Raw genomic sequence first — 22,507 nt, forward strand, 5'->3', positions numbered from 1 at the left:
AATCATAGTTTATATTATACTATAATATGCCATATATTATTCAATTACATAAATAAAAAAACGCCGTTGTACTTTTAAAGTACAATGCGTTTATTCAAATTAGTGTTATTCATCCTTAGTCTCAGTTACCCATTCATGATGGAATGTACCCTCTTTGTCCACTCTTTCAAATGTATGAGCACCAAAATAATCTCTCTGTGCCTGAAGTAGGTTTGCTGGAAGATTTGCACTTCTATAACTGTCATAATACATTATTGCACTAGAAAATCCCGGAACTGGGATACCTAAATTTACTGCTGTGGATACCACAAAACGCAGGTCGGTCTGATAACTACTAAGAATATTTTTAAAATATGAATCTAACATAAGATTTTTAAGAGTAGGCTCATTTTCATAAGCTTCACTTATTTTGTTAAGGAATTGAGCCCTAATAATACACCCGCCTCTAAATGTTTTTGCAATTTCTCCATATTCAAGGTCCCAACTATACTCCTCTGCTGCAGCTCTTATAAGTGCAAATCCTTGCGCATATGAACATATTTTACTTGTATAAAGGGCTTTTCTTACAGATTCTATAAACTCATTTATATCTCCTTTAAATACTGCATCTGGCCCCTTTAAAAAGTTACTTGCGAAAACTCGTTCATCCTTTATTGCAGACATACATCGTGCAAAAACCGCCTCTGTTATTGTAGGTATTGGTACTGCTAAATCCAGAGCGCTTTGACTAGTCCATTTTCCTGTTCCCTTTTGGCCTGCTTTATCAAGAATGATATCAACCATGTATTCCCCAGACTCACTATCCTTTTGTGTGAATATTTCACTAGTTATTGCCATTAGATAGCTATCAAGCTCCCCTTTATTCCATTCTTCAAATACTTCATGAATTTTATCATTAGAAAGCCCTGCGACTCCCTTTAAAAGTGCATAAGCCTCACAAATAAGCTGCATGTCGGCATACTCAATGCCATTATGGACCATCTTTACATAATGTCCTGCCCCATTTTCTCCAATATAATTACAGCAGTCTTCTCCATCTACTTTTGCAGCTATAGCTGTGAAAATTGGTTTTACCAATTTATAAGCATCGAACTGACCTCCTGGCATAATTGCTGGGCCTTTTAAAGCTCCCTCTTCTCCTCCTGAAACTCCTGTGCCTATGAATTTAAACCCTAGATCTTCAAGTTTTTTACTTCTCCGTATTGTATCCTTAAAAAATGAATTTCCGCCATCAATTAATATATCACCCTTTGATATGTATGGTATTAATTTTTTTATAACTTCATCAACAGGTTTCCCTGCTTTAATCATAAGCAATATTTTTCTTGGAGTTTGGAGAGAATTCACAAATTTATCTATAGAATATGTTCCCACAATATTTTTTTCTTTTGCCTCTATTAATAACTCATCTGTCTTAATTCTATCTAAATCATATACTGAAACAGGTATTCCTCTGCTTTCAACGTTTATTGCCAGATTTTTCCCCATAACACCAATGCCTATAACTCCAAATTGCTGTTTACCCATAATATAAATTCCTCCTTTTAAATGAACTTGTACAGGAGAAGCACAGCTTCTCCTGTACAAAATTTTAATGTACAAACATACTTAATAATAGAACCATTACTAAACCAACCACAGAAATTATAGTTTCGAGTACTGTCCAGGATTTTAATGTTTCTGGTATTGATAAATTAAAATATTCTTTAAACATCCAAAACCCAGGATCATTAACATGTGATAATATAAGACTTCCAGCCCCTGTAGCTAATACCATTAGTTCTGGACTAGCGCCTGTTGCTACAATTAATGGTCCAACTATACCTGCTGCTGTAAGTCCAGCTACTGTTGCAGATCCTAATGCTATTCTAAGTATTGCTGCAATTGACCATGCAAGTAATAGTGGTGAAATGCTTGATCCTTTCATAATTAGTGCAACATAATCTGCAACTCCGCTGTCTACTAAAACCTGTTTGAAGGCTCCTCCTCCACCTATTATTAATAGTATCATAGCTATTGCTGCTATAGATTCGGTTACAGTTTTCATCACTTCAGGCATCTTTTTACCCCGGTTTAGTCCAAAAGTGAATATAGCTAAAAGTACAGCTATAAGTAATGCTATTACTGGATCACCTAAAAAAGTAGTATAACTTAATATGGGTGAAGTTTTTGGTAAAACAATAGTAGCAATAGCTCTTGCTGCCATGAGTATTACTGGCACTAAAGCAGTAAACACACTTATTCCAAAACTAGGCATTTCTTCTTCCGTAAATATTTTAGGGTTAAATAAACCTTTTGGTATATCATGTTCCATATGCTTTAAGAACTTTGTAAGTACAGGACCTGCAAGAATTACTGCTGGTATAGAAACCACAATACCATAAAGTAATGTCTTACCTAAATCCGCTTTATAGATAGCTGCTATTGCTGTAGGACCTGGATGTGGTGGTAAAAATCCATGAGTGGCTGAAAGTGCTGCTGCCATTGGAACTCCTATATATAAAAGTGGGATATCAGCAGCTGCTGCAATTGTAAATACTAGAGGTATTAAAAGTACAAAACCTATTTCATAGAATAAAGCCATACCAACTATAAAACCTGTCAATACAACTGCCAATTGTATTCTTTTCTTACCAAATTTTTCAATTAATGTAAGGGCTATTCTTTGAGCACCACCACTGTCTGCCATAAGCTTACCAAGCATAGCCCCAAAGCCAAGTACTAATGCAAGTGTACCTAATGTACCACCAACGCCTTTCGTAATAGAAAGTACAACACTTGGAAGTGGCATGCCTTCCAAAATACCTACTGTTAGTGCTACAAGAATTAATGACAAGAAACCATTTAATTTAAAAGCTATCATAAGAACTAATAATAACACAACTCCTAAAGCTACAATTAATAATGGCATAATAAAATCCCCCTCTTATTTTTGTAATAAACCGATACTTACAAACTCATCTTTTAATTTCAAGTACAATCTTTCGTAGATTTCGAAGGTTTTCATGTAAACTTCATGATTTTTTATATCTGGTTTAAATGTTTGAGAAATAGGAACTAACTTTTCTACTTCTTCGATATTATTTATAAGTCCTATTGCCTTCATGCCAAGTGCTACCGCTCCTAAACATGAACTTTCATAACTTTCTGCTATTACTACCTTTTTATTAAATACATCTGCTAACATTTGAACCCAAAGCTCTGATCTAACAAACCCTCCAGTAGCATAGATTGTATCAATATTACCAGTTGTCTCCTCTAAAGCTTTCCCCACACTATAAATGCCAAATATTACTCCTTCCAGAAGTGCTCTTAGGAAGTTCTCTCTCTTATGTGTAATGTTTATTCCAAAGAAAACACCCTTTGAGTTTGCATCCCAATGTGGCGCTCTCTCTCCAAGCAGATAAGGTAAAAATATCAAACCATTTGACCCCGCCGGTACCTTCGACGCCTCCTTTGTCAATAATTCATAGGTATCAACTCCTAACGCTTCAGCCTGTTCTAATTCTAAATGTGAAAAATTATCCCTGAACCATCTAAAAATTATTCCTCCATTATTAACTGGCCCTCCAAGTACAAAATGATCTTCAGTCAGAATATAACTAAAAATTCTTTCACTTTCATCATTTTTAGGTTTATCTGCTATTATTCTTATAGCTCCACTAGTTCCAATTGTAACTGCAGCATCTCCAGGTTTTACAGCATTAGCACCAAGGTTTGCAAGACAACCATCGCTTGCTCCAATTACAAATGCAGTATCTACGTCAATGCCCATTAAATCTGCATATTTTTTATCCATTCCTTTAAATATCTGCGTTGGAGATACTGGTGTAGATAACTTGTCTTCACTTATACCTGCAACCTCTAATGAATTTTTGTTCCACTCAAGTTCATAAATATCAAACAAACCTGTAGCGGATGCAATCGAATAATCCACAACATATTTATGGAACAGTTTAAAGAAAACATATTCCTTAATAGAGATAAACTTACTTGTATTTCTAAATACTTCATCCATATTATCCTTCATCCACGCAATCTTACAAAGTGGTGACATTGGATGAATCGGTGTGCCCGTTCTCATATAAATTTCATGGCCTATTTTGCTGTTTTTTATAGACTCTGAATACTGTGTACTTCTAGTATCTGCCCAAATAATACAATCAGTTAATTTGTCTCCATTTTCATTTACAGCAATTATACCGTGCATTGCAGCACTGAAACTTACACCAAGAAGTTTGTTTTCCTTGTTAGCGTTTTCATTTACAACACATCTAATTGAATTAATAACTGCCTCAAACATCTCCTCAGGACATTGCTCACTCCAAGAAGGCTTAGGATTTAAAATGGGATAGCCTATATTACACTTAGAAATTATATTTCCCTGTAAATCAAACGCAATTGCTTTAGTGCTACTTGTTCCAATATCTAGTCCTATTAAATACTCCATGATATCCCCCTTTGAAATAAATTTTCTTTTATCTCTTAATTCTATATGTTATTGCTACTTAATGAAAATTATTCTCTTTTTTATTATTATATAATAGTGTAAAGGTTTAATCAACAGTTTTATGAAAATATTTTTCATTTTACCAATAAAAAATACACTCTTATCGAGTGTATGAAAATTATTTTAGTATCTCTTGTTTGCTATAGCTTCTCTTATTTGTCCTAGGACCTTATAATAATTATCTTTATCTTTTAGACAAGTACCTACAAACATACAATCTATAAGTGATAAGGCACTAATCCTTGACTCCATTGCCTCACTTTTTGATAGATTTTCTCTGCCATATGAAACAAGCACAACATCTGATACCTTTGATATTGGAGATTTGTAATTTGAAGTTATTGATATAATTTTTACTCCTTTTTCCTTCCCGATTTTCAGATTCTCTACTAATTCTTTATTACTTCCAGTATTTGAAATAGCTATTATACAATCATTTTCATCATACATGGAGCTTAGCATAGCTTGAAAATGAGAATCATCATGAAATATACAGTACTTCCCCGTTCTCATAAATTTATGATATGCATCAAGAGCTATTGCTGCAGACCCCCCCATACCAAAGAAAGCTATTCTTTTTGCATTATGAATATATCCTATAGCTTTATCTAACTCCTTACTGTCGTTTATTCTTAACGTTTCATTAAGAGAACTTATCGTGGAGTTAAATATCTTTTGCATTAAAACCAAACTATCATCATTTTCTTTTATTTCCTCATGTATATTTACAATAGGTTTTACAATTTCACTAGCTATACTTATCTTTAAATCCTGATATCCTTTAAACCCTAATTTTTTACTAAGTCTAAATACTGTTGCTTCGCCACAGCTACAATTTTCAGCTAATTCAGTTATAGATGAATGGATAATATCCTTTGGATTTTTAAGTATAAATTCACCAACTCTTTTTTCCGTTCCTTTAAGTTCTGAATATATATTTCTTAATCTTTCTATACCGCCTATGTCATTCATTACATTACCACCTAACAGCATTTTTGACTCTATTTTAACATTAAAACATAAAAAACGCTATGTACCTTTTAAAGTACAACGCGTTTTTTAAATTAGTATGATTAGATGTAAACGTCATAATATAATTACATCTATCTGTTTATTTTAGTATAAACTTTTCTAGAACACGCCTGACTCCATCTTCATCATTCGAATGGGTTACAAAATCAGCCGCTTGTTTTAAATAATCTGGGGCATTTGCCATTGCAACTCCTAGTCCTGCGTATTCTATCATATCCATATCATTAAAGTTATCTCCTATAGCAATGGTTTCTTCTCTTTTTATATTAAATTTAATTGCTAAACTTTGTAACGCATTTCGCTTATTTGCTTCCTTGTGAACAATCTCAACAAAATGGGGTAATGAAAAATAGAAATTCAATTTTTCCTTATATAATTCATATAATTTTCGTGTATGCTGTTCTAGATTATGTTTATTACTACTATTAAACATTATTTTAATAATTGAACCATCTAAAAGTGAATCAAAATCATTTACAATTTGAGGTTTTGCATGATCCAGTTGTATGTGTATATCTAAATTTTCACTATTCTTTTTAATATATATATCATCTTCCCTATAAATACTTACTGATAAACCAGCCTCTTCGCAGTATCTTATAATTTCTGATGAATGTTCTTTATCAATTATCTTTACATCATATACTTTCCCTGTTTTAGAACATTTAATGAGGGCTCCATTACAAGTTATTATAGGAACATCTAAATTTAGCATACTTGCAAATGGCATAGCTGCAAGATACATTCGTCCCGTTGAAAGAGTGAATATCACACCTTTTTGTATAACCCTATTTATAGTTTCTATAGTCTCTTTAGATATTTCTAGTTGTGGAGTAAGAAGGGTTCCATCCATATCTACAGCAACAAGTTTATACTCCATAATTTATCCCCTCAATTCATTTATAATTGTAAATACTTCTTCATCTGTAACTTGCTTAAAATTAACATAATATGAACCTACTGCATAAAATACATCCGGTATATATAGGCATATTACCTCATCTACAAGTTCTTTAAATTCCTCAATAGTTTCTCTAGGACCTACCGGAATAGCTAGAATGATTTTTTTAGCTCCTTGCTTTTTAACAGCTTTTATTACAGCTAGTATAGTAAATCCCGTAGCAATACCATCATCAATAATTATAACCGCTTTATCTTTAACCTCAGGAAATGTATCCTTTCCACGGTACTCTTTCATTCTTCTTTTTATTTCGTTTATTTGCTCTGAAACTTCATTTTCTATATATTCTCGTGATATACCGAGTTTTTCCACATAATCATCGTTTATAAAGTAGCTACCATCCGCAGATACTGCCCCTATAGCAAACTCCTTATTATGTGGTGCACCTATTTTTCTAGGAATAATCAAATCCCATTTAAGTCCAAACCTTTTTATTGTATCATAAGCTATTTCTAGTCCACCTCTTGGCACTGCAAGTACAATTGCATCTTCATCTTTAAATTTTTCAAGACTATAAGTTAGCTTTTCACCTGCGTCTTTTCTGTCTAAAAACATCATATTAATCCACCACACTTTTAAGTTGATTTTTACTTATAAGGCTTTGTTTTTTAGACATACCTTTATATCTATACTTCCAAAGATTGAGACAAATTATCCCTAATTTTATTTCAATGTGCCTTATTAGTTTTATTCTGCACTTTTAAGTGATTCAATCATATCTATTTTACCAAATTCCTTGTACATAGCTAAATTTACAATTACAGAAAATGAAATTGTAAGTAAAACTGAATACAGAAAATAAATAGGATCTATTTTTCTCATAATTATAAGCCCTAGAACCTGAAGGCTACCTCAATCTCTAGGGCTTATGTTTATTATATTCTTTTTTTACTCTTGTAATATGTAATTATTTATCGCATAAGCGATTCCAGACTCATTATTAGATTTAGTTATATATTTAGCTTGAAATTTAATATCCTCTACGGCATTTTCCATTGCTATAGGCATCCCAACACATTCAAGCATTTCCATATCATTATAATTATCTCCGAAAACAATGACTTCACTTAAGTCTACTTGTAATTTTTGAGATAATATTTCTAAAGCATTACCTTTAGAAATATTTGATGCCATAATATCTAAAAGGCATTTTCCTGAACTCACTACCGTAAGATCATCATATTTTGAAAAAAACTTTTCTAAAAGCATAACCTCTTCATGCTTTTCACAAACTAATAAAATTTTCAAAGCATCTATATCATTAATATTTTCAATTATTTTTTTATCTATATATTTCATAGGTAATTGTTCATCTTTTGATAATGATTTATTAAGATTTTCATATTTTTTACCCAATGGATTATTTTCGTTGTAATATACAATTTCAGCAGTATATATAATATATTTTATATCAAAATTTATACAATAATTTATAATTTTTTTTACAGTTATCTTATCCATTATCTTTGAATAAATAACTTCTCCTGTTTCAATATTTCTAATTAGTCCGCCATTACAAGATATAACAGGGCCCTTTAAACCTAGCTGCTTAATAAAAGGCGTCACCATAAGGTCAACTCTTCCTGTAGCAATAATTACTTCTAACCCAAGTTTCTTAAGCTTCTTTAATGCGACTTCATTTTCCTTTGAAATGAGACCATCTGAATTTAATAATGTTCCATCCATATCACATACACACCATTTATATTTAATCATCTTTACATTCTCCTTTATTATTCGCTATCATTATAAATATATCAAAAAGTATTTTATATCTAATTATCCACCCTTATAGTCTTTATTTCAACATTAACTTTTTAATGTTCCTAAATCTTTCTTAGTAAAATTATAAATAAAAATAAAAACATCTGTAAATAGTAGTAAGGTGTATATAATTAACTCAGTTATATACACCTTACTTATTTTATAAACATATTAAAAATAATAATATATTTCCTGTACACTACCCTCTTATCGAGTAAAATAATCTTCTATACTTTCAAAGCAAGCATTCACCATAAATTCTATCTCCTCTTTATTTATAATGTATGGAGGAATAAAATAGAGTACATTCCCTATGGGTCTGAGCACTAACCCTTTTTTAAGAGCAATCTTGTAAATCTCATAGCCCACTCGCATCTCAAAGGGATAACTTTCCTTTGTTCCCATATCTTTTACTATTTCGATAGCTGTTATCATACCAATACTTCTTACTTCACCTACATGTTTTAAGCCTTCAGACTTTTCTAGTGTAAGGCTTCTTATAAGTTCACCTTTTTCTATATTGTTTTTTATAATATTACCTTCTTCGAATATCTTTAGATTTTCGAGTGCTATGGCACAACCCATAGCATTACCTGAATAAGTATGACTATGTATAAATGATTTTCTTTCTTTATAATCTCCATAAAAGCAATTATATATTTCATCTGTAGTCATAACTACAGACATTGGCATATATCCAGCAGAAATCCCTTTTGAAAGGCACATAAAGTCTGGACTTATTTCAGCATGATTACAAGCAAACATCTCTCCAGTTCTACCAAAACCCATTGCAATTTCATCTGCAATAAGGTGTACATCATATTTATCACAAAGCTTTCGAAGTTTCTTTAAATAAATTGGTGAATAAATCTTCATACCTGCGGCACCTTGAACCATTGGTTCAACTATTACTGCACTTATCTCCTCATGATTTTCGGATAAACATTTTTCCATATCCTCAAAGCACTCTGCATTACAACACTCTCTATTAAAACCATATTTACATCTATAACAATCTGGTCCTTCTACTCTGAATGTATCTAAAAGAAGAGGCTTGTATACCATATTAAACTCATCTATATCACAAACAGACAAGGCACCTAACGTTTCCCCATGGTATGCATCACTTAGTGCTACGAACCTTTTCTTTTTAGTATTTCCCTTTTGCATGTTATAATGAAAACTCATCTTTAAAGCTATTTCTACCGCAGAGGACCCATTATCAGAAAAGAACACTTTTGTAAGCTTGTCCGGTGTTATATTTACAAGCTTTTCCGCAAGCTCTATAGCCGGTTTGTTTGAGAAATTTGCAAATATAACATGTTCAATACTGTCTATCTGCTTTTTTATAGCCTCATTAATTCTCTTATTGCTATGTCCTAGAGTATTCGTCCACCAAGATGATATACAATCTAAATATCTATTTCCATCAATATCATAAAGCCAAACCCCTTCTCCTCTTTCAATAACTATTGGATTAAGATCCTCATAGTCTTTCATTTGTGAACAAGGATGCCATATATATTTTAAATCTTTTTCTACGTAACTATTCATTCATTTACCTCAACTTTCACTTTATAATTGATCCATGCATTCTTCTAATGTCTTAATACTAAAGTCTTTTTCTGCATTTATTCTTATAGCTTGCAGCATGTTGTCCTTTAAATTTTTAATTTGCCTAAGTTTGCCTATAATCGGCACTTTAGTAAGCTTTTCTATCATCTGAATATTGTCATCACAGATGATACTTTCTGAATAATTGTTTATTATAATCCCTTTAATATTAATCCCTAGTGATTCTATATATTTTACAGTAAGTACTGTGTGGTTAATTGTTCCTACCCCAGCTCTTGCCACAATAATAACACTCATATTTAAATCTTTAATAAGATTCTCGAGGGTATATAATCCTCTTTCATCATCTATCAATGGACATACTATTCCTCCACTACCTTCAGCAATTATGTAATCATATTTTTTCTTTAAGTATTCGTATTTTTCTTTTATTATCTCTATTTGAATTGGATTATTCTCAAGTTTTGCTGCAAGATGAGGGGATACAGATGCCCTATAAACATATGGCGTTATATTTTCATAAGCCTCTTCCAAATTACTAACATCACAAACAAGTTTAGTGTCACCAGGAATAATCTCATTATCTACTTCAAAAGCCCCACTCAGCGCTGCCTTAAAATAAGTAGCATTATATCCATTACTTCTGAGGAGATGCATTATTCCTGCAGTTACAACAGTTTTCCCCACATCAGTATCTGTTCCAACTATAAATACTCCCTTAGCCATTTTTTCTAACCTCCAAATTTAACTCACTTACCATTTTCTTATCATCACATATTTTATTGCCTGATGTTGTTAGATAGTTTCCCGTGATTGTAGCATTAGCTCCTGCATTAAAACAATTTTTACCAAATTCATCAATTCGGTTTCGTCCTCCGGCAAGTCTTATCAGAGCTTTAGGATTAACAAATCTTATGATTGCAATAGTTTTTAGTATTTCCTCCTGACTTAAACTTTCTGCATTTTCTAGTGGAGTTCCCTTAATTGGATTCAATACATTAACAGGAATAGATTTAACACCTAAATTCCTTAACTGAAAAGCTAAATTAATCCTATCCCGAAGACTTTCTCCAAGACCAATAATTCCCCCTGAGCAAATAACCATTCCAGCCTTTTTCGCTGCATTTATAGTATTTATTCTTTCATCATAGCTATGAGTTGTACATATGTTTTCATAATACTCTCTACTAGTTTCTAAGTTATGATGATACATTGTTATTCCCTTTTCTTTTAGCTTAAGCAGCTGATCATATCCAAGTATCCCAAGTGAAGCACATAAATCTATCTTCATTTCCTTATTTAGATCCTCATATATGTCTAATATCTTTTCAAAATCACTGCCAGTAGCTCCTCTGCCACTTGTCACTAATGAAAATCTATTTACCCCCTCCTTTTCATTTTCCCTTGCGAGCTTTAAGGCATCTTCCTTTGAAACTAATCCATACTCCTCTACATTGGTCTTATAATGAGCAGATTGCGCGCAGAATTTGCAATCTTCAGTGCAACGTCCTGATTTTGCATTCATTATGGTACAAAGATCTACTTCTGTGCCGCAAAAAAACTGTCTTACTTTATTAGCACTATTACATAACTCTAATATATCTTCTTTATCTTCAATGTCTGCTAGTTTAATAACCTCGTCATAGCTTATAGCTTGACCTCCCAAAACCTTTTCCTCTATACTCTTAATAAACTCTCTCATGTCGTACCCCTCTCTTCTTGTTTTCTTATTCGATATATCCACTTTTTTTTAATACAGGTAATAATTTTGTTGAAATATATGCTGCAAATACTGTTAGTACCAAATCTCCAGTTATACAAACCACAAAGCCATAAAAAAATGCAAAATAAAGAGAAATATCTTTTCCCAGGTATAAATTATAACTAATATATAGATATACCACTCCAAATAAATATATAAAAAACAGACCCAAAAGCAGCGTAAATATTGTCTTAAAAAAAGTTAATTCTAATACCTTCTCTCTTATTTTACCTATAACATAAGCCGCTACTATAAATCCGATAAGGTACCCAAAAGTGGGTTTAAATATGTAGCTTATACCTCCACCTTCAGTAAATACAGGCACACCGGAAAGTCCAATAGCCACATAAACTATTTGTGACACTGCGCCTAATCTTGAGCCTAAAATTAAGCCAGCTAATGCACAAAACAGATATTGAAGGGTAAAAGGTACATATGGTATTGGCACCTTAATAAAAGCCCCAATTGCTGTTAAAGCTGCAAACATAGCTACTAAAATTAATTTTCTAGTGTTTTTCATGAATACTCCTCCTCAATACAATTGGTATATACTATATAATAAAGCAATAGCTTTCAATTGTAAACTAAAATCAATGTTTAGTTTACAATTTAAAGCTATTTAATAATTTAATATTTATTTGTGAGTTATTAGTGCGCTTATTTATTTACAACTTTTTATGTATCTATTTGCATAAAAAAAGGATATCATTTAAGACATCCTTCTTCATAATTGCTGAGAATTAAATTATTAAATTTTTTCTATAACAATTTGATCATCCTTGGCATCTACACCAATGATGGAACCATCATTTATATCTCCCTTAATAATCTTCTTTGCAATAGATGTTTCTAAAACATTTTCAATATATCTCTTTAGTGGACGTGCTCCGTAAACTGGATCATACCCTTCAATGGCCATGAGCTCTTTAGCAGCCGTAGTTACTTTCATTGATATATTTTTATCTTTAAGCCTATTTTGAATATCTGCAAGGAATATATCAACTATACCCTCTATTTCCTTTGTTTCTAAAGGCTTAAATAATATAATATCATCCAACCTATTTAGAAATTCTGGTTTAAATTTAGACTTTAATTCACTCATAACCCTATCGCGGATACCCTTCTCTATACCTCCACTTTCTTTATTCTCTAAGAGATAGTTACTTCCGATATTTGAAGTCATAATTATTATGCAGTTTTTAAAGTCTACAATTTTACCCTGATTATCAGTAAGCCTTCCATCATCTAATATCTGAAGAAATATATTAAACACATCTTCATGGGCTTTTTCTATTTCATCGAACAATACTACACTATAAGGTTTGCGCCGTACAGCTTCCGTGAGCTGCCCACCCTCTTCATAACCCACATAACCTGGTGGTGCTCCTATAAGTCTTGATACAGAATATTTTTCCATATACTCAGACATATCTATTCTTATTATATTGTCGCTTGACTCAAATAAAGTTTTAGCTAAGGTTTTAGCAAGTTCAGTTTTTCCAACACCAGTAGGTCCAAGGAATATGAATGAACCAATAGGTCTCTTGGGATCCTTCATACCAGCTCTTGCCCTTATTACTGCATTTGAAACCGCAGTTACTGCTTCTTTTTGACCAATTACACGCTTAGTTAGTTCATCTTCAAGTCTTAGAAGCTTTTGTCTTTCACCTTCTTCAAGATTTGTTACAGGTATACCAGTCCACTTTGATACTATCTGAGCTATTTCCTTTTCGGTTACCTCTTCTTTAAGCATAGAAGTTTCATTATTTTTATGGATTTCTCCTTCTTTTTGTTTTATCTGGGCTTCTAGTTTTGGAATTACTCCATATTTTAGTTCTGCTACTTTATTTAAATCATATTCTCTTTCAGATTTTTCTATTTCTCCACGAGAAACATCTAACTCTGCTTTCAAATTTCTAATTTCAACTATCTTAGATTTTTCTTTTTCATATTTTGATGTCATTTCATTATCTTTATCTTTTAAATTACTTAACTCTTTATCAAGCACTATGAGCCTCTTCTTTGAGGCCTCATCCTTTTCTTTAGATAGTGCCTTCTTTTCAATTTCTAATTGAAAAACCTTACGTTTAATCATGTCCATCTCAGTAGGCATACTATCTATATCAGTCCTTATCATAGCGCATGCTTCATCTATAAGGTCTATTGCCTTATCTGGAAGAAATCTTGCAGTAATATATCTATCCGAAAGTTTTGCTGCCGCAACGATTGCTGAATCATGAATTCTTATGCCGTGATATATTTCAAATTTTTCTTTAAGTCCTCTAAGTATTGATACAGAATCTTCCACCGTAGGTTCCTCAATTGTTACTGGCTGGAACCTTCTCTCTAAGGCTTTATCTTTTTCTAAATATTTTCTATACTCATCAAAAGTAGTAGCCCCAATGCAGTGAAGACTTCCTCTTGCGAGAAGTGGTTTTATCATGTTGCCAGCATCCATAGAACCCTCTGATTTACCAGCTCCTACTATATTATGGATTTCATCTATAAATAAAATTATTTTACCTTCACTAGTTTCTACTTCTTTAAGCACTGCTTTAAGTCTTTCTTCAAACTCACCTTTGAATTTAGCCCCAGCAATTAGAGCTCCCATATCCAAAGAAAATATTATCTTATTCTTAAGCCCTTCTGGTACATCTCCCTTTACAATTCTTTGGGCTAATCCTTCAACTATAGCAGTTTTGCCTACTCCAGGTTCTCCTATAAGTACTGGATTATTTTTAGTTCTTCTAGAAAGTATTCTTATTACTCTCCTAATTTCTTCATCTCTTCCAATTACTGGATCTAGTTTGTGTTTTTTTGCTTGTTCCACAAGGTTTGATCCGTATTTAACCAATGCCTCATAAGTACCTTCTGGATCAGGATTTTCTACTCTCTGGTTTCCTCTAACTTTTGATAACACATTTAAAAATGCATCTCTAGTTATATTAAATTTCTTTAATATATCTGCAATCTCTTTAGTATTTACATCCATAAGACCAAGCATTACATGTTCAACACTTATATAAGAATCTTTAAATTTTTTAATTTCTTGTTCTGCTTTTACAAAAACTTCTTCAAATCTCCTAGTTGCATAAACTGATCCATTATCTGCACCACTTCCTGTAACTTTCGGCATCTTATCAATTGTTTTCTTAATTTCGGAATGTAGCTGAGTTATGTTCACTCCCATTTTACTAAATATATTAGGAATGAGTCCATCCTCTTGGGCTATAAGTGCTGCAAATAAATGTATTGTATCTACCTGTTGATGTTTATTTTTTACAGCGAGCAACTGAGCCTCGTTCAATGATTGTTGAACCTTTACCGTTAATTTTTCTACATCCATATAAATAACCCTCCTTTAATATATAAGTTAATCACCATAGTAACTTATATTGTAAGTTCTTATGGTGATTATATTTAAGCGTTTTTAATTTTTTTAAAATGATTAGAACATTCTCTTAAAAAGCAATTTTTATATTACTATTTAAGAACTGCCTGTGCTATTTTAACAAGTTGCTCTTTACTTAAGGCCTCTAAATATCTTTGACGTTCCATAAATGAGCACTCTTCTAAAAGTTTTCTTACTTTACGGGTTTCTATATAAATACCCGAAAGCATTAGATCTTTGCTGTTCGTATCCATATAATGCCTTCTCCAAATGTTATAATATTTTGTTGAGGTACTTTCACTGTAGCCTTTATTTATTAGTTTCATAATACCTGATTTTCTATCCTGCTTTTCAAAGCATTCGCAAAGTTTATATATTTTTTGAAGCATTATCATCTTTCTTTTCCTTCCTTCTTAGGTAGCCAGGAAACATACAAAATAGAAGTTCCTTTTTATTTTATTTGTCCATATACGATTTCTATTCACCTTATATTATACCATATTTCAGCCTAAATAAACGGACTTTATATACCATATGCTATTTTATTTAAAATATTTTAAATAAACCACCGATCATTTGTAAATCGGTGGTTTATTACTCCAATGTATCTTTTTTATTTATTTTTAAAACTATTAATCTTTATAATAAATCTTAATACTTATTTTAAGCTTTTAATAGCTTCTTTAGCCCATTTTGAATCCTTATAAATGGCTCTCGCTACACCAATAAGATCAGCTTTTCCAGAAGATAAAAGTTTTTCAGCAGCAGAAACCTCTGTAATTCCACCTGTAAGTAAAACTGGAATCGACACAACTTCCTTAATGGCCTGAGATAACGGTGAAAAATAACCTTGACTAGTATTTCCTGGAAGACTATATCTACAAAACCCTCCAGATATATCAAGAAGATCTACACCTGCTTTTTCAAAAGCTACTGCTGCAATTCTGCTATCTTCAATTGTAATTCCACCCTCCATATTATCCGTAGCACCTAACCTAAGAAGAATTGGAAAATCGTCTCCAACAACATCACGTACTACTTTAATAATGTCTAAGTGGATTTTAATTCTGCCAAATAAATCTCCACCATACTCGTCGGTCCTTTTGTTAGTTAGAGGAGAGAAAAATTGGTTTAGGAGATATCCGTGAGCAGAATGAATCTCTACGCCATCAAATCCAGCTTCTTTAACACGCCTTGCAGCATCTTTAAATTCCAAAATTATATCTTTAATTTCTTCTTTTGTAAGTTCCTTTGGTACATTACTTGTACACGGATTAGCAATAGATGATGGACCTACTGGATCTAATCCCGTAACACTTTTACTTGCTGCACTTCCAGCATGATTCATTTGCATTACCGCTTTAGATCCATTTTTATGAATAATACTCGCAAGTTTTGTTAATTCTTCTACCATGCTATCATCTGCCACTGAAAGCTGCCTTTCACTAGCCTTTCCTTTAGATGTAATAAAACTATGTTCTATAATAATAAGTGAAATATATCCACCCATAGACTTTTCATCATAATAATCTAATATATCTTTACTGACCTTTCCATCTTGTTCTGATTTTGATGTAGCCATGGGTGGCATAACCAACCTATTATTTAATTTTAACTTACAATTTTCTAATGGTTTGAGCAAATATGACATTCTATTACCTCCACATAATTAATTATTTTATTATTAATCTAGCTAAAAACCCAATTTATAAGCATTTTAAAATATGTACCGTGTTAACATTAGTTTAAACTAATTTTACTACAGTATAATCCTTATTTCTCTTTAATTCTATGAAAAAGTATAAAGTTACTAATTCCTTAACATATGTCTATAAATTTTTTAATTTATTTAAATAAAAAAATTCTATAATAACTTAATTCAAGTTGTTATAGGAATAGTATTTTTATATTATTAATTATTGCCTATGACCTGTAAGAGTTTTTCAGCACCCTTACTGCTTACTTCAATTATAGATTTTCTTAATAATACATAATATTATGTTAATTAAATCATATTTTTATTTTTGTATGTATCTTTCTTATGTTTAATTTTAAAAGCAAATAATGCTCCGCAAACTCCACCTATAATATGTGCAAATTGAGAGATATTATCCTGAGAAAAAGCTCCTGAAAAAATCTCTCTACCGATGAATACAAAAAATACGATAATCAAAGTGAGTGGAATTTTTCCTTTCTCAGCATTTGTAAATGAGCTTAAAATAATAAACATATATACAATGCCACTTGCACCTAATAGTGCATCACTCGAAAAAATCGTATTTATCAGACCTGTAACTAAAGCTGTTACGAGTATTAATTGCACTAAAACTTTTGAACCATACTTTTCTTCGAGCATTGGTCCAATTATTAAAATTATTATAAAATTACCTGAAAAGTGATTCCAATTAGCATGACCCAATATATAAGAAAAAAGCCTTATATATTGCATCGGATCTAAAAAAGAAGTTCTATAATTAGAAAATATCACTTTATTCAAAATACCATTTGTTAAATAACTTAGTAGATAGCAAACAAGAGCTAACCCAGTAAAAGTTAATATAATTGGTGAATTATATTGTATTTTCTTTAGTTTCTGAAGCATTTCTTTATCCTCCATTTTTGTTCTTAATTAAATAAACTTTCTTAACCTTTCCTTTGTTTTTAAATCAGCAAAGGCTGCATCAACACTATTATAATATACTTGCTTATACTCATCTAAAGTAATGTTAAAATACTTAAATATTACTTGACATTCCTTAGTCATATTTGTATCTGATACAGTTCTATTGTCAGTATTAACTGTTACCCTTATTCTATCATTAAAAAAATTGTAAAATGGGTGGTTTTCATAAGTATCTATTGCTTTAGTCTGAATGTTACTTGTTAAACACATTTCAAGAGTAATTTTCTTATCTTTTACAATATTATAGGCTTCTATGCAGTCCTTTATAAATACTCCATGGCCAATTCTTTCTGCGCCCAACATTTCTACTGCTTCAAGGACATTTTTACCTATTCCTGTTTCACCTGCATGGATAGTTACTCTATACCCGTATTCTCTAGCTATTGCTATAGGTTCTATAAACTTATTACAAAAGCCTTCTCCTTCGGCTCCACATAAATCTACTGCGACTACACCCTTCCCTAGATATTTCTTTCCAGCTTCCACAACCTCTAACGCATTGCCCGCAGACATAAACCTCATGCAACAGAGTATTACATTGCCTCTTATATCATATTTTTCTTCTGCTTGCCTAATTCCAAGTATTACACTCTCTATAATCTCGCAAACACTTAACCCTTTAGTTATATGAAGTAATGGTGCAAATCTAACTTCAATGTATTTAACATTTTCTTTTGCAGAGTCCTCAAGAAGTTCATATGTAATTCTCCTTAAACTTTCTTTGGATTGCATTACTAAATTTGGTATTTCAAATCTTTTTAAATACTCATCGAGTGACTTACATTCTTCTGGGGCAGTAACTTCTTTTCTAATATTGTAAGCATCATAAAACGGTATACTTATCCCCTCTTCCTTTGCTATATCAATTATGGTTTCTGGTCTTAAACTGCCATCTAAATGGCAATGTAACTCAATTTTAGGTAGCTCTTCATATTCTATACTACTATATTTCATATTAACCTCCAATTTAAATTTGTTAACCTGTATCCTATTCATTAAATACATTAACTAGTTTTTACTTTTGACCCTTATATCTTAATACCTCAATACAACTATCACAATCATAGATGCAAAGTATATAGTTAATGGAATATATTGTATTGTTTTTATATTTCCATTACCTTCATTTCTTACTAGGTAATCCTTTTTAACTGGTTCTATTTCGACCTTTTCCTCAATGCATTCTTTTAATTTTCTTAGGTTTATATATAACATTGCGCCTCCAATTAAAAGGAATATTAAAGCTCTTAGAAAAACCACAAGAAAGCTAGCATTCATAACATCTGCTGCGGCCGCTGCTTGCGAAGGATCAATCACACCATTATTTGTACCAGTATTTATAACCTTTGTGTAATTCATTGCAATCTTGCTAATGATAAAAGAGATTGCATTATTTGCTGCATGAAGTGTCATACTTCCTACAATTGAACCTGTATGTTCCCTTACCTTTAAAAGAATGAGCCCTAAAAACATTACGTAAATAATTTGCATTACATTACCATGAAATGTAGCAAATATTAATGTTATTATGATATATTTTACTTTTTTATTTACACCTTCATAAGCATCTAAAAAAATCCCCCTGAAAAACACTTCTTCAAAAAATGCTGGAAGTAAAACCACTACAATTAAACCTAATAGTAATGAGCTACTATTTAGCAAATTAGATATTTGCATACTATCTTTTATTGCAACGGGAAATAACTTCATGCTTACAGAATTAATACCCACTGCAAAAATATAAGTACCGACTGCTACTAACATAATTAAATAAACTTGCTTTACAGATATTTTCTTTATTACCATTACCTTATTAAAAGGTATTTTAATAATTTTACAATACAATAGAGCAATTCCCCCAAGTGTTATAACAGTTGTACCTCCAGAGAGCAGTAATGAGATGTCTCCACTTATTGAGCCCTTTAATTTCAAAAATATATTTGCTAGTGAAGGCACAAATATAAATAACAGTAAGGCTACTAATAATAATATATTAGCCAATAGTATTTTTTTACTTTTCATAAGTTTTCTCCTTAAAATATAAAATTTTCTTAATATTAATACTTGTTCTTTAGATACACCTTTTACTGTAATTTTATTACTCCTTAATATATGATAATCTAATCACTAATAATAATCAAATGCAATCAATAATTTTGAATCTTTTACTGGGATTTTAGTTTTACTCAAGGCATAAAACTCCCCCAATCATAGTTTTATTTATGCTAGAATTGGGGGCAATTTTATAATGTCTATTTACAGTATAGTGTTATTCTATTATATTTTCGCTGCCATCTTCGTGTCATCACATATAATGCTAATTTCATTTCCAAGTTGTGTTGTTTTTAAGGTTACAGTATGACCCCATAACTCATATATATACTTTAATGTAGCTTCTGCATAAGCAGTATTTAATTCTCGCCCATCATAAACATGCTCTAAATTTAATGTTTTGTCCTTTTGTGACATTTCTATTACCCTAATAAGTGGGATACTACCTACCCCACAAGAACTAGCTAATGTATTTCTAATACTTTTAAAGCCATTATCATCAGCCACTTCTTTAACTACATAATTTCCATCCTTCGCAGCATATTCAAATAAATTAAGTTCTTCACATAATTCATGAGTTAAATACTTTCTTAAAAATGATTCATCTCGTTCGATTGCCCTAACTTCAAATATTTTATCTTTTCCGTATTTTTTTAATATATCCTCGAACATCTTAAAGCCAATGAAATATGGATTTATGGATCCGAAACCAGGAGCTATGACATCATTATGACGCTTGATAAATTCCAAGTATAGTTCATCTGGTAAATTCAATTTCTTTAATATATTATAATGCCAAAAGCTAGCCCAGCCTTCATTCATTATTTTCGTTTCAATCTGAGGCAAGAAATACGAAGTTTCTTGTCGTACAATTTCTAATAAACTTTTTTCCCATTCCTCTATGTCACCGTGTTTTATTATAAAATATAGAATATCATCCTCTGGTTCTATTGGTATTTTATTTATTTCTGGAAATTCCAGTTTTACATATGGTTCCAAATTACTATGAACCTTACTGTTGTTTTTATAATTTTCTAAAATTCTTTGCTTTAAAACTTCGTCGGGTATTCTCTTTTCTCCAACAACTCTAGATGTTTGAAGCTTTATGGCATGGGCTGCATCCAATATTCTCTCTACCTTTTCGTAGCCTATACTTGGATCATTTATAAAACTTCTAACCTTGTCTGCATGAAATTTAAACATCTCCACAGTATGCTCAGCTTTAGTACCTTCCTTAAAGAGTCTGTTATTCTTAAAAAAGTCATTATGACCATAAACATGAGCTATAGTTAATATCTGTAATAAAAGTGTATTTTCCTTCATCAAATATGCTAAACAAGGATCCGAGTTTATAACCATCTCATAAGGTAACCCACTTAAATTGTATTTATATGTCGTACTATTTTTTTCATAAGATTTACCAAAGCTCCAGTGGGGATAACTTGAAGGCATCCCAAGATAAGATTCATAAGCTAGCATATCTTTATATCCAATTATCTCAAATTCTTGAGGATAGTAATTAAGTCCTATTTCATTTACTATAACCTCAATTCTTTCATTCCAATTTTCTAACTCCTTTACGGTAAACCCCAAAGCGATATCACCTCTCTCCATCTTTTTGTAGCATATATTTAAGACCTTTCCACAAATCCTGTTTTTGCTTTATTTCCACTGAAAGAAAGTTTTTATTAAGTATACCCTTTGAAAAAACATCTTTCATAGAATAAGAATAGTAACTCTTCATAAGCTCGGCATAACCAAATAAATTGCTTACTTCACAAATATTTTTTGCAGCCTTTATGGCTTTTTCATTGTCTTCGGTCCAGTTGTCTCCATCGCTAACATAAAAAACATACACATTCCAATTATCAGGATTATATCTCTTATCAATTATTTCTAAAGCTTTATTTAATCCACTAGAAATATACGTGCCACCCGATTCCACTTTATGAAAAAAATCAACTTCATTTACCTCCTGGGCAACAGTTGTATGTGCAATAAAACTAACCTCAACATTTGAATATTTAGACTGAATAAATTGAGATAGTACAAAAAAGAATGAACGTGCTAAATACTTTTTTGTGGTGTCCATTGATCCCGATACATCCATTACACATAAAATAACCGCATTTGATTCTCTCTTTAAGACCTTCTTTATCCTATGATATCTCAAATCTTCATTTTTAAAGGGCAATTTTTCAGTTTTTCCATCCTCTGTTGCTTCCATTAAAGCTTTATTTTTCGCCTGTTGCCTTTTAATTTTCTCGGCCACTGTTCTTTTTTTAGCGAGGCGTGGATTAATACCATGTTTTTGGTACCCTGCTCTTTTAATACCATTCTCCGATAAAATTTCTGAAAACTTTTTTTTATCAATATCTGGAAGCTCTAAATCCTCTAATAGATAATTTAGTGCATCTTCAAGTGTTATTTCGGTTTCATAAATATCTTCTCCTTCTTTATCACCTGCTTTAGCTCCACCTTTTCCTTCCCCTTCAGCCTTTTCTTTACCTATGACTTGATCTCTTTTTTCGCTGCCGTCACCACTTCCGACTCCACTCTTATTTTTCCCAAAAATAAATTCATATTCCTTTAGACCTCTTATTGGTATCTTAATTTTCTTATCCTTACTTTGCCCTATAATACTTTCTTCTGACAATATGTCTCCCAGATTTTCTTTAATAGATTTCTCAACTAGCTGCCGATGCCGCCTTCTATCTTCGGAAGCTCTATCATGCTCAATGGGAGTAACGTTATAGTCCCTAAATATTGCCATGCGT

Annotated in this window: 20 protein-coding genes; all 20 read right to left on the bottom strand. The window is 31.6% G+C overall.

Annotated elements, in window-relative coordinates; all coding sequences use genetic code 11:
• Window positions 1–105: 105 nt before the first annotated feature.
• The 20 genes from gndA to yhbH all read right to left on the bottom strand — a co-directional run bounded on the left by gndA (window position 106) and on the right by yhbH (window position 22,503).
• Window positions 106–1,527 carry an NADP-dependent phosphogluconate dehydrogenase gene (gene gndA, locus LGK95_RS04650; protein WP_226122767.1) on the bottom strand — a complete coding sequence of 474 codons (1,422 nt, stop codon included), beginning with the start codon at window positions 1,525–1,527 and terminating at the stop codon, window positions 106–108.
• A 64-nt stretch (window positions 1,528–1,591) separates the two neighbouring features.
• Window positions 1,592–2,911: a gluconate transporter gene (gene gntT / locus LGK95_RS04655; RefSeq protein ID WP_226122768.1), complete on the bottom strand. Its 1,320-nt coding sequence runs from the start codon at window positions 2,909–2,911 to the stop codon at window positions 1,592–1,594.
• Window positions 2,912–2,926: 15 nt separating this feature from the next.
• On the bottom strand, window positions 2,927–4,450 hold the full coding sequence (gene gntK / locus LGK95_RS04660; protein WP_226122770.1) for a gluconokinase: 1,524 nt from the start codon (window positions 4,448–4,450) through the stop codon (window positions 2,927–2,929).
• A 183-nt stretch (window positions 4,451–4,633) separates the two neighbouring features.
• Window positions 4,634–5,482 (bottom strand): MurR/RpiR family transcriptional regulator, encoded by an 849-nt coding sequence (locus LGK95_RS04665; RefSeq protein ID WP_226122772.1) that lies wholly within the window; start codon window positions 5,480–5,482, stop codon window positions 4,634–4,636.
• A gap of 139 nt (window positions 5,483–5,621) precedes the next feature.
• Complete coding sequence (locus tag LGK95_RS04670; RefSeq protein WP_226122774.1) at window positions 5,622–6,422, bottom strand: Cof-type HAD-IIB family hydrolase; 801 nt, start codon at window positions 6,420–6,422, stop codon at window positions 5,622–5,624.
• 3 nt (window positions 6,423–6,425) lie between these two features.
• On the bottom strand, window positions 6,426–7,061 hold the full coding sequence (locus tag LGK95_RS04675) for a phosphoribosyltransferase (protein ID WP_226122775.1): 636 nt from the start codon (window positions 7,059–7,061) through the stop codon (window positions 6,426–6,428).
• Window positions 7,062–7,190: 129 nt separating this feature from the next.
• Window positions 7,191–7,325, bottom strand: a complete 135-nt coding sequence (locus LGK95_RS22345; RefSeq protein WP_264174474.1) for a hypothetical protein — start codon at window positions 7,323–7,325, stop codon at window positions 7,191–7,193.
• Between the two features lie 66 nt (window positions 7,326–7,391).
• Window positions 7,392–8,219, bottom strand: coding sequence for a Cof-type HAD-IIB family hydrolase (locus LGK95_RS04680; RefSeq protein WP_226122777.1), 828 nt, complete (start codon window positions 8,217–8,219; stop codon window positions 7,392–7,394).
• Between the two features lie 255 nt (window positions 8,220–8,474).
• Window positions 8,475–9,821 (bottom strand): adenosylmethionine--8-amino-7-oxononanoate transaminase, encoded by a 1,347-nt coding sequence (gene bioA, locus LGK95_RS04685; protein WP_226122780.1) that lies wholly within the window; start codon window positions 9,819–9,821, stop codon window positions 8,475–8,477.
• A gap of 21 nt (window positions 9,822–9,842) precedes the next feature.
• Complete coding sequence (bioD, locus tag LGK95_RS04690) at window positions 9,843–10,568, bottom strand: dethiobiotin synthase (RefSeq protein WP_226122782.1); 726 nt, start codon at window positions 10,566–10,568, stop codon at window positions 9,843–9,845.
• Entirely contained in the window at window positions 10,561–11,544 is a 984-nt protein-coding gene (gene bioB / locus LGK95_RS04695) for a biotin synthase BioB (RefSeq protein ID WP_226122784.1), read from the bottom strand. The genes bioD and bioB overlap by 8 nt, the downstream gene beginning before the upstream one ends.
• 25 nt (window positions 11,545–11,569) lie before the next feature.
• Window positions 11,570–12,124, bottom strand: a complete 555-nt coding sequence (locus LGK95_RS04700) for a biotin transporter BioY (protein WP_226122786.1) — start codon at window positions 12,122–12,124, stop codon at window positions 11,570–11,572.
• 228 nt (window positions 12,125–12,352) lie between these two features.
• Window positions 12,353–14,950 carry an ATP-dependent chaperone ClpB gene (clpB, locus tag LGK95_RS04705; RefSeq protein ID WP_226122787.1) on the bottom strand — a complete coding sequence of 866 codons (2,598 nt, stop codon included), beginning with the start codon at window positions 14,948–14,950 and terminating at the stop codon, window positions 12,353–12,355.
• A gap of 137 nt (window positions 14,951–15,087) precedes the next feature.
• Complete coding sequence (locus LGK95_RS04710) at window positions 15,088–15,390, bottom strand: hypothetical protein (protein WP_226122788.1); 303 nt, start codon at window positions 15,388–15,390, stop codon at window positions 15,088–15,090.
• Window positions 15,391–15,653: 263 nt separating this feature from the next.
• A complete protein-coding gene (locus tag LGK95_RS04715; protein ID WP_226122789.1) occupies window positions 15,654–16,646 on the bottom strand; it encodes an NADH:flavin oxidoreductase in 993 nt (330 codons plus the stop codon).
• 354 nt (window positions 16,647–17,000) lie between these two features.
• Window positions 17,001–17,597 carry a rhomboid family intramembrane serine protease gene (locus tag LGK95_RS04720; RefSeq protein WP_226122790.1) on the bottom strand — a complete coding sequence of 199 codons (597 nt, stop codon included), beginning with the start codon at window positions 17,595–17,597 and terminating at the stop codon, window positions 17,001–17,003.
• Window positions 17,598–17,624: 27 nt separating this feature from the next.
• Window positions 17,625–18,617 carry an adenosine deaminase gene (gene add, locus LGK95_RS04725; protein WP_226122842.1) on the bottom strand — a complete coding sequence of 331 codons (993 nt, stop codon included), beginning with the start codon at window positions 18,615–18,617 and terminating at the stop codon, window positions 17,625–17,627.
• A 96-nt stretch (window positions 18,618–18,713) separates the two neighbouring features.
• Complete coding sequence (locus LGK95_RS04730; RefSeq protein WP_226122791.1) at window positions 18,714–19,700, bottom strand: CPBP family intramembrane glutamic endopeptidase; 987 nt, start codon at window positions 19,698–19,700, stop codon at window positions 18,714–18,716.
• 255 nt (window positions 19,701–19,955) lie between these two features.
• Window positions 19,956–21,323, bottom strand: a complete 1,368-nt coding sequence (locus tag LGK95_RS04735) for a SpoVR family protein (protein WP_226122844.1) — start codon at window positions 21,321–21,323, stop codon at window positions 19,956–19,958.
• A 7-nt stretch (window positions 21,324–21,330) separates the two neighbouring features.
• Window positions 21,331–22,503 (bottom strand): sporulation protein YhbH, encoded by a 1,173-nt coding sequence (gene yhbH / locus LGK95_RS04740; RefSeq protein WP_226122792.1) that lies wholly within the window; start codon window positions 22,501–22,503, stop codon window positions 21,331–21,333.
• Window positions 22,504–22,507: the final 4 nt, after the last annotated feature.

The organism is Clostridium algoriphilum (assembly GCF_020443705.1).
GTDB classification, from domain to species: domain Bacteria; phylum Bacillota; class Clostridia; order Clostridiales; family Clostridiaceae; genus Clostridium_AD; species Clostridium_AD algoriphilum.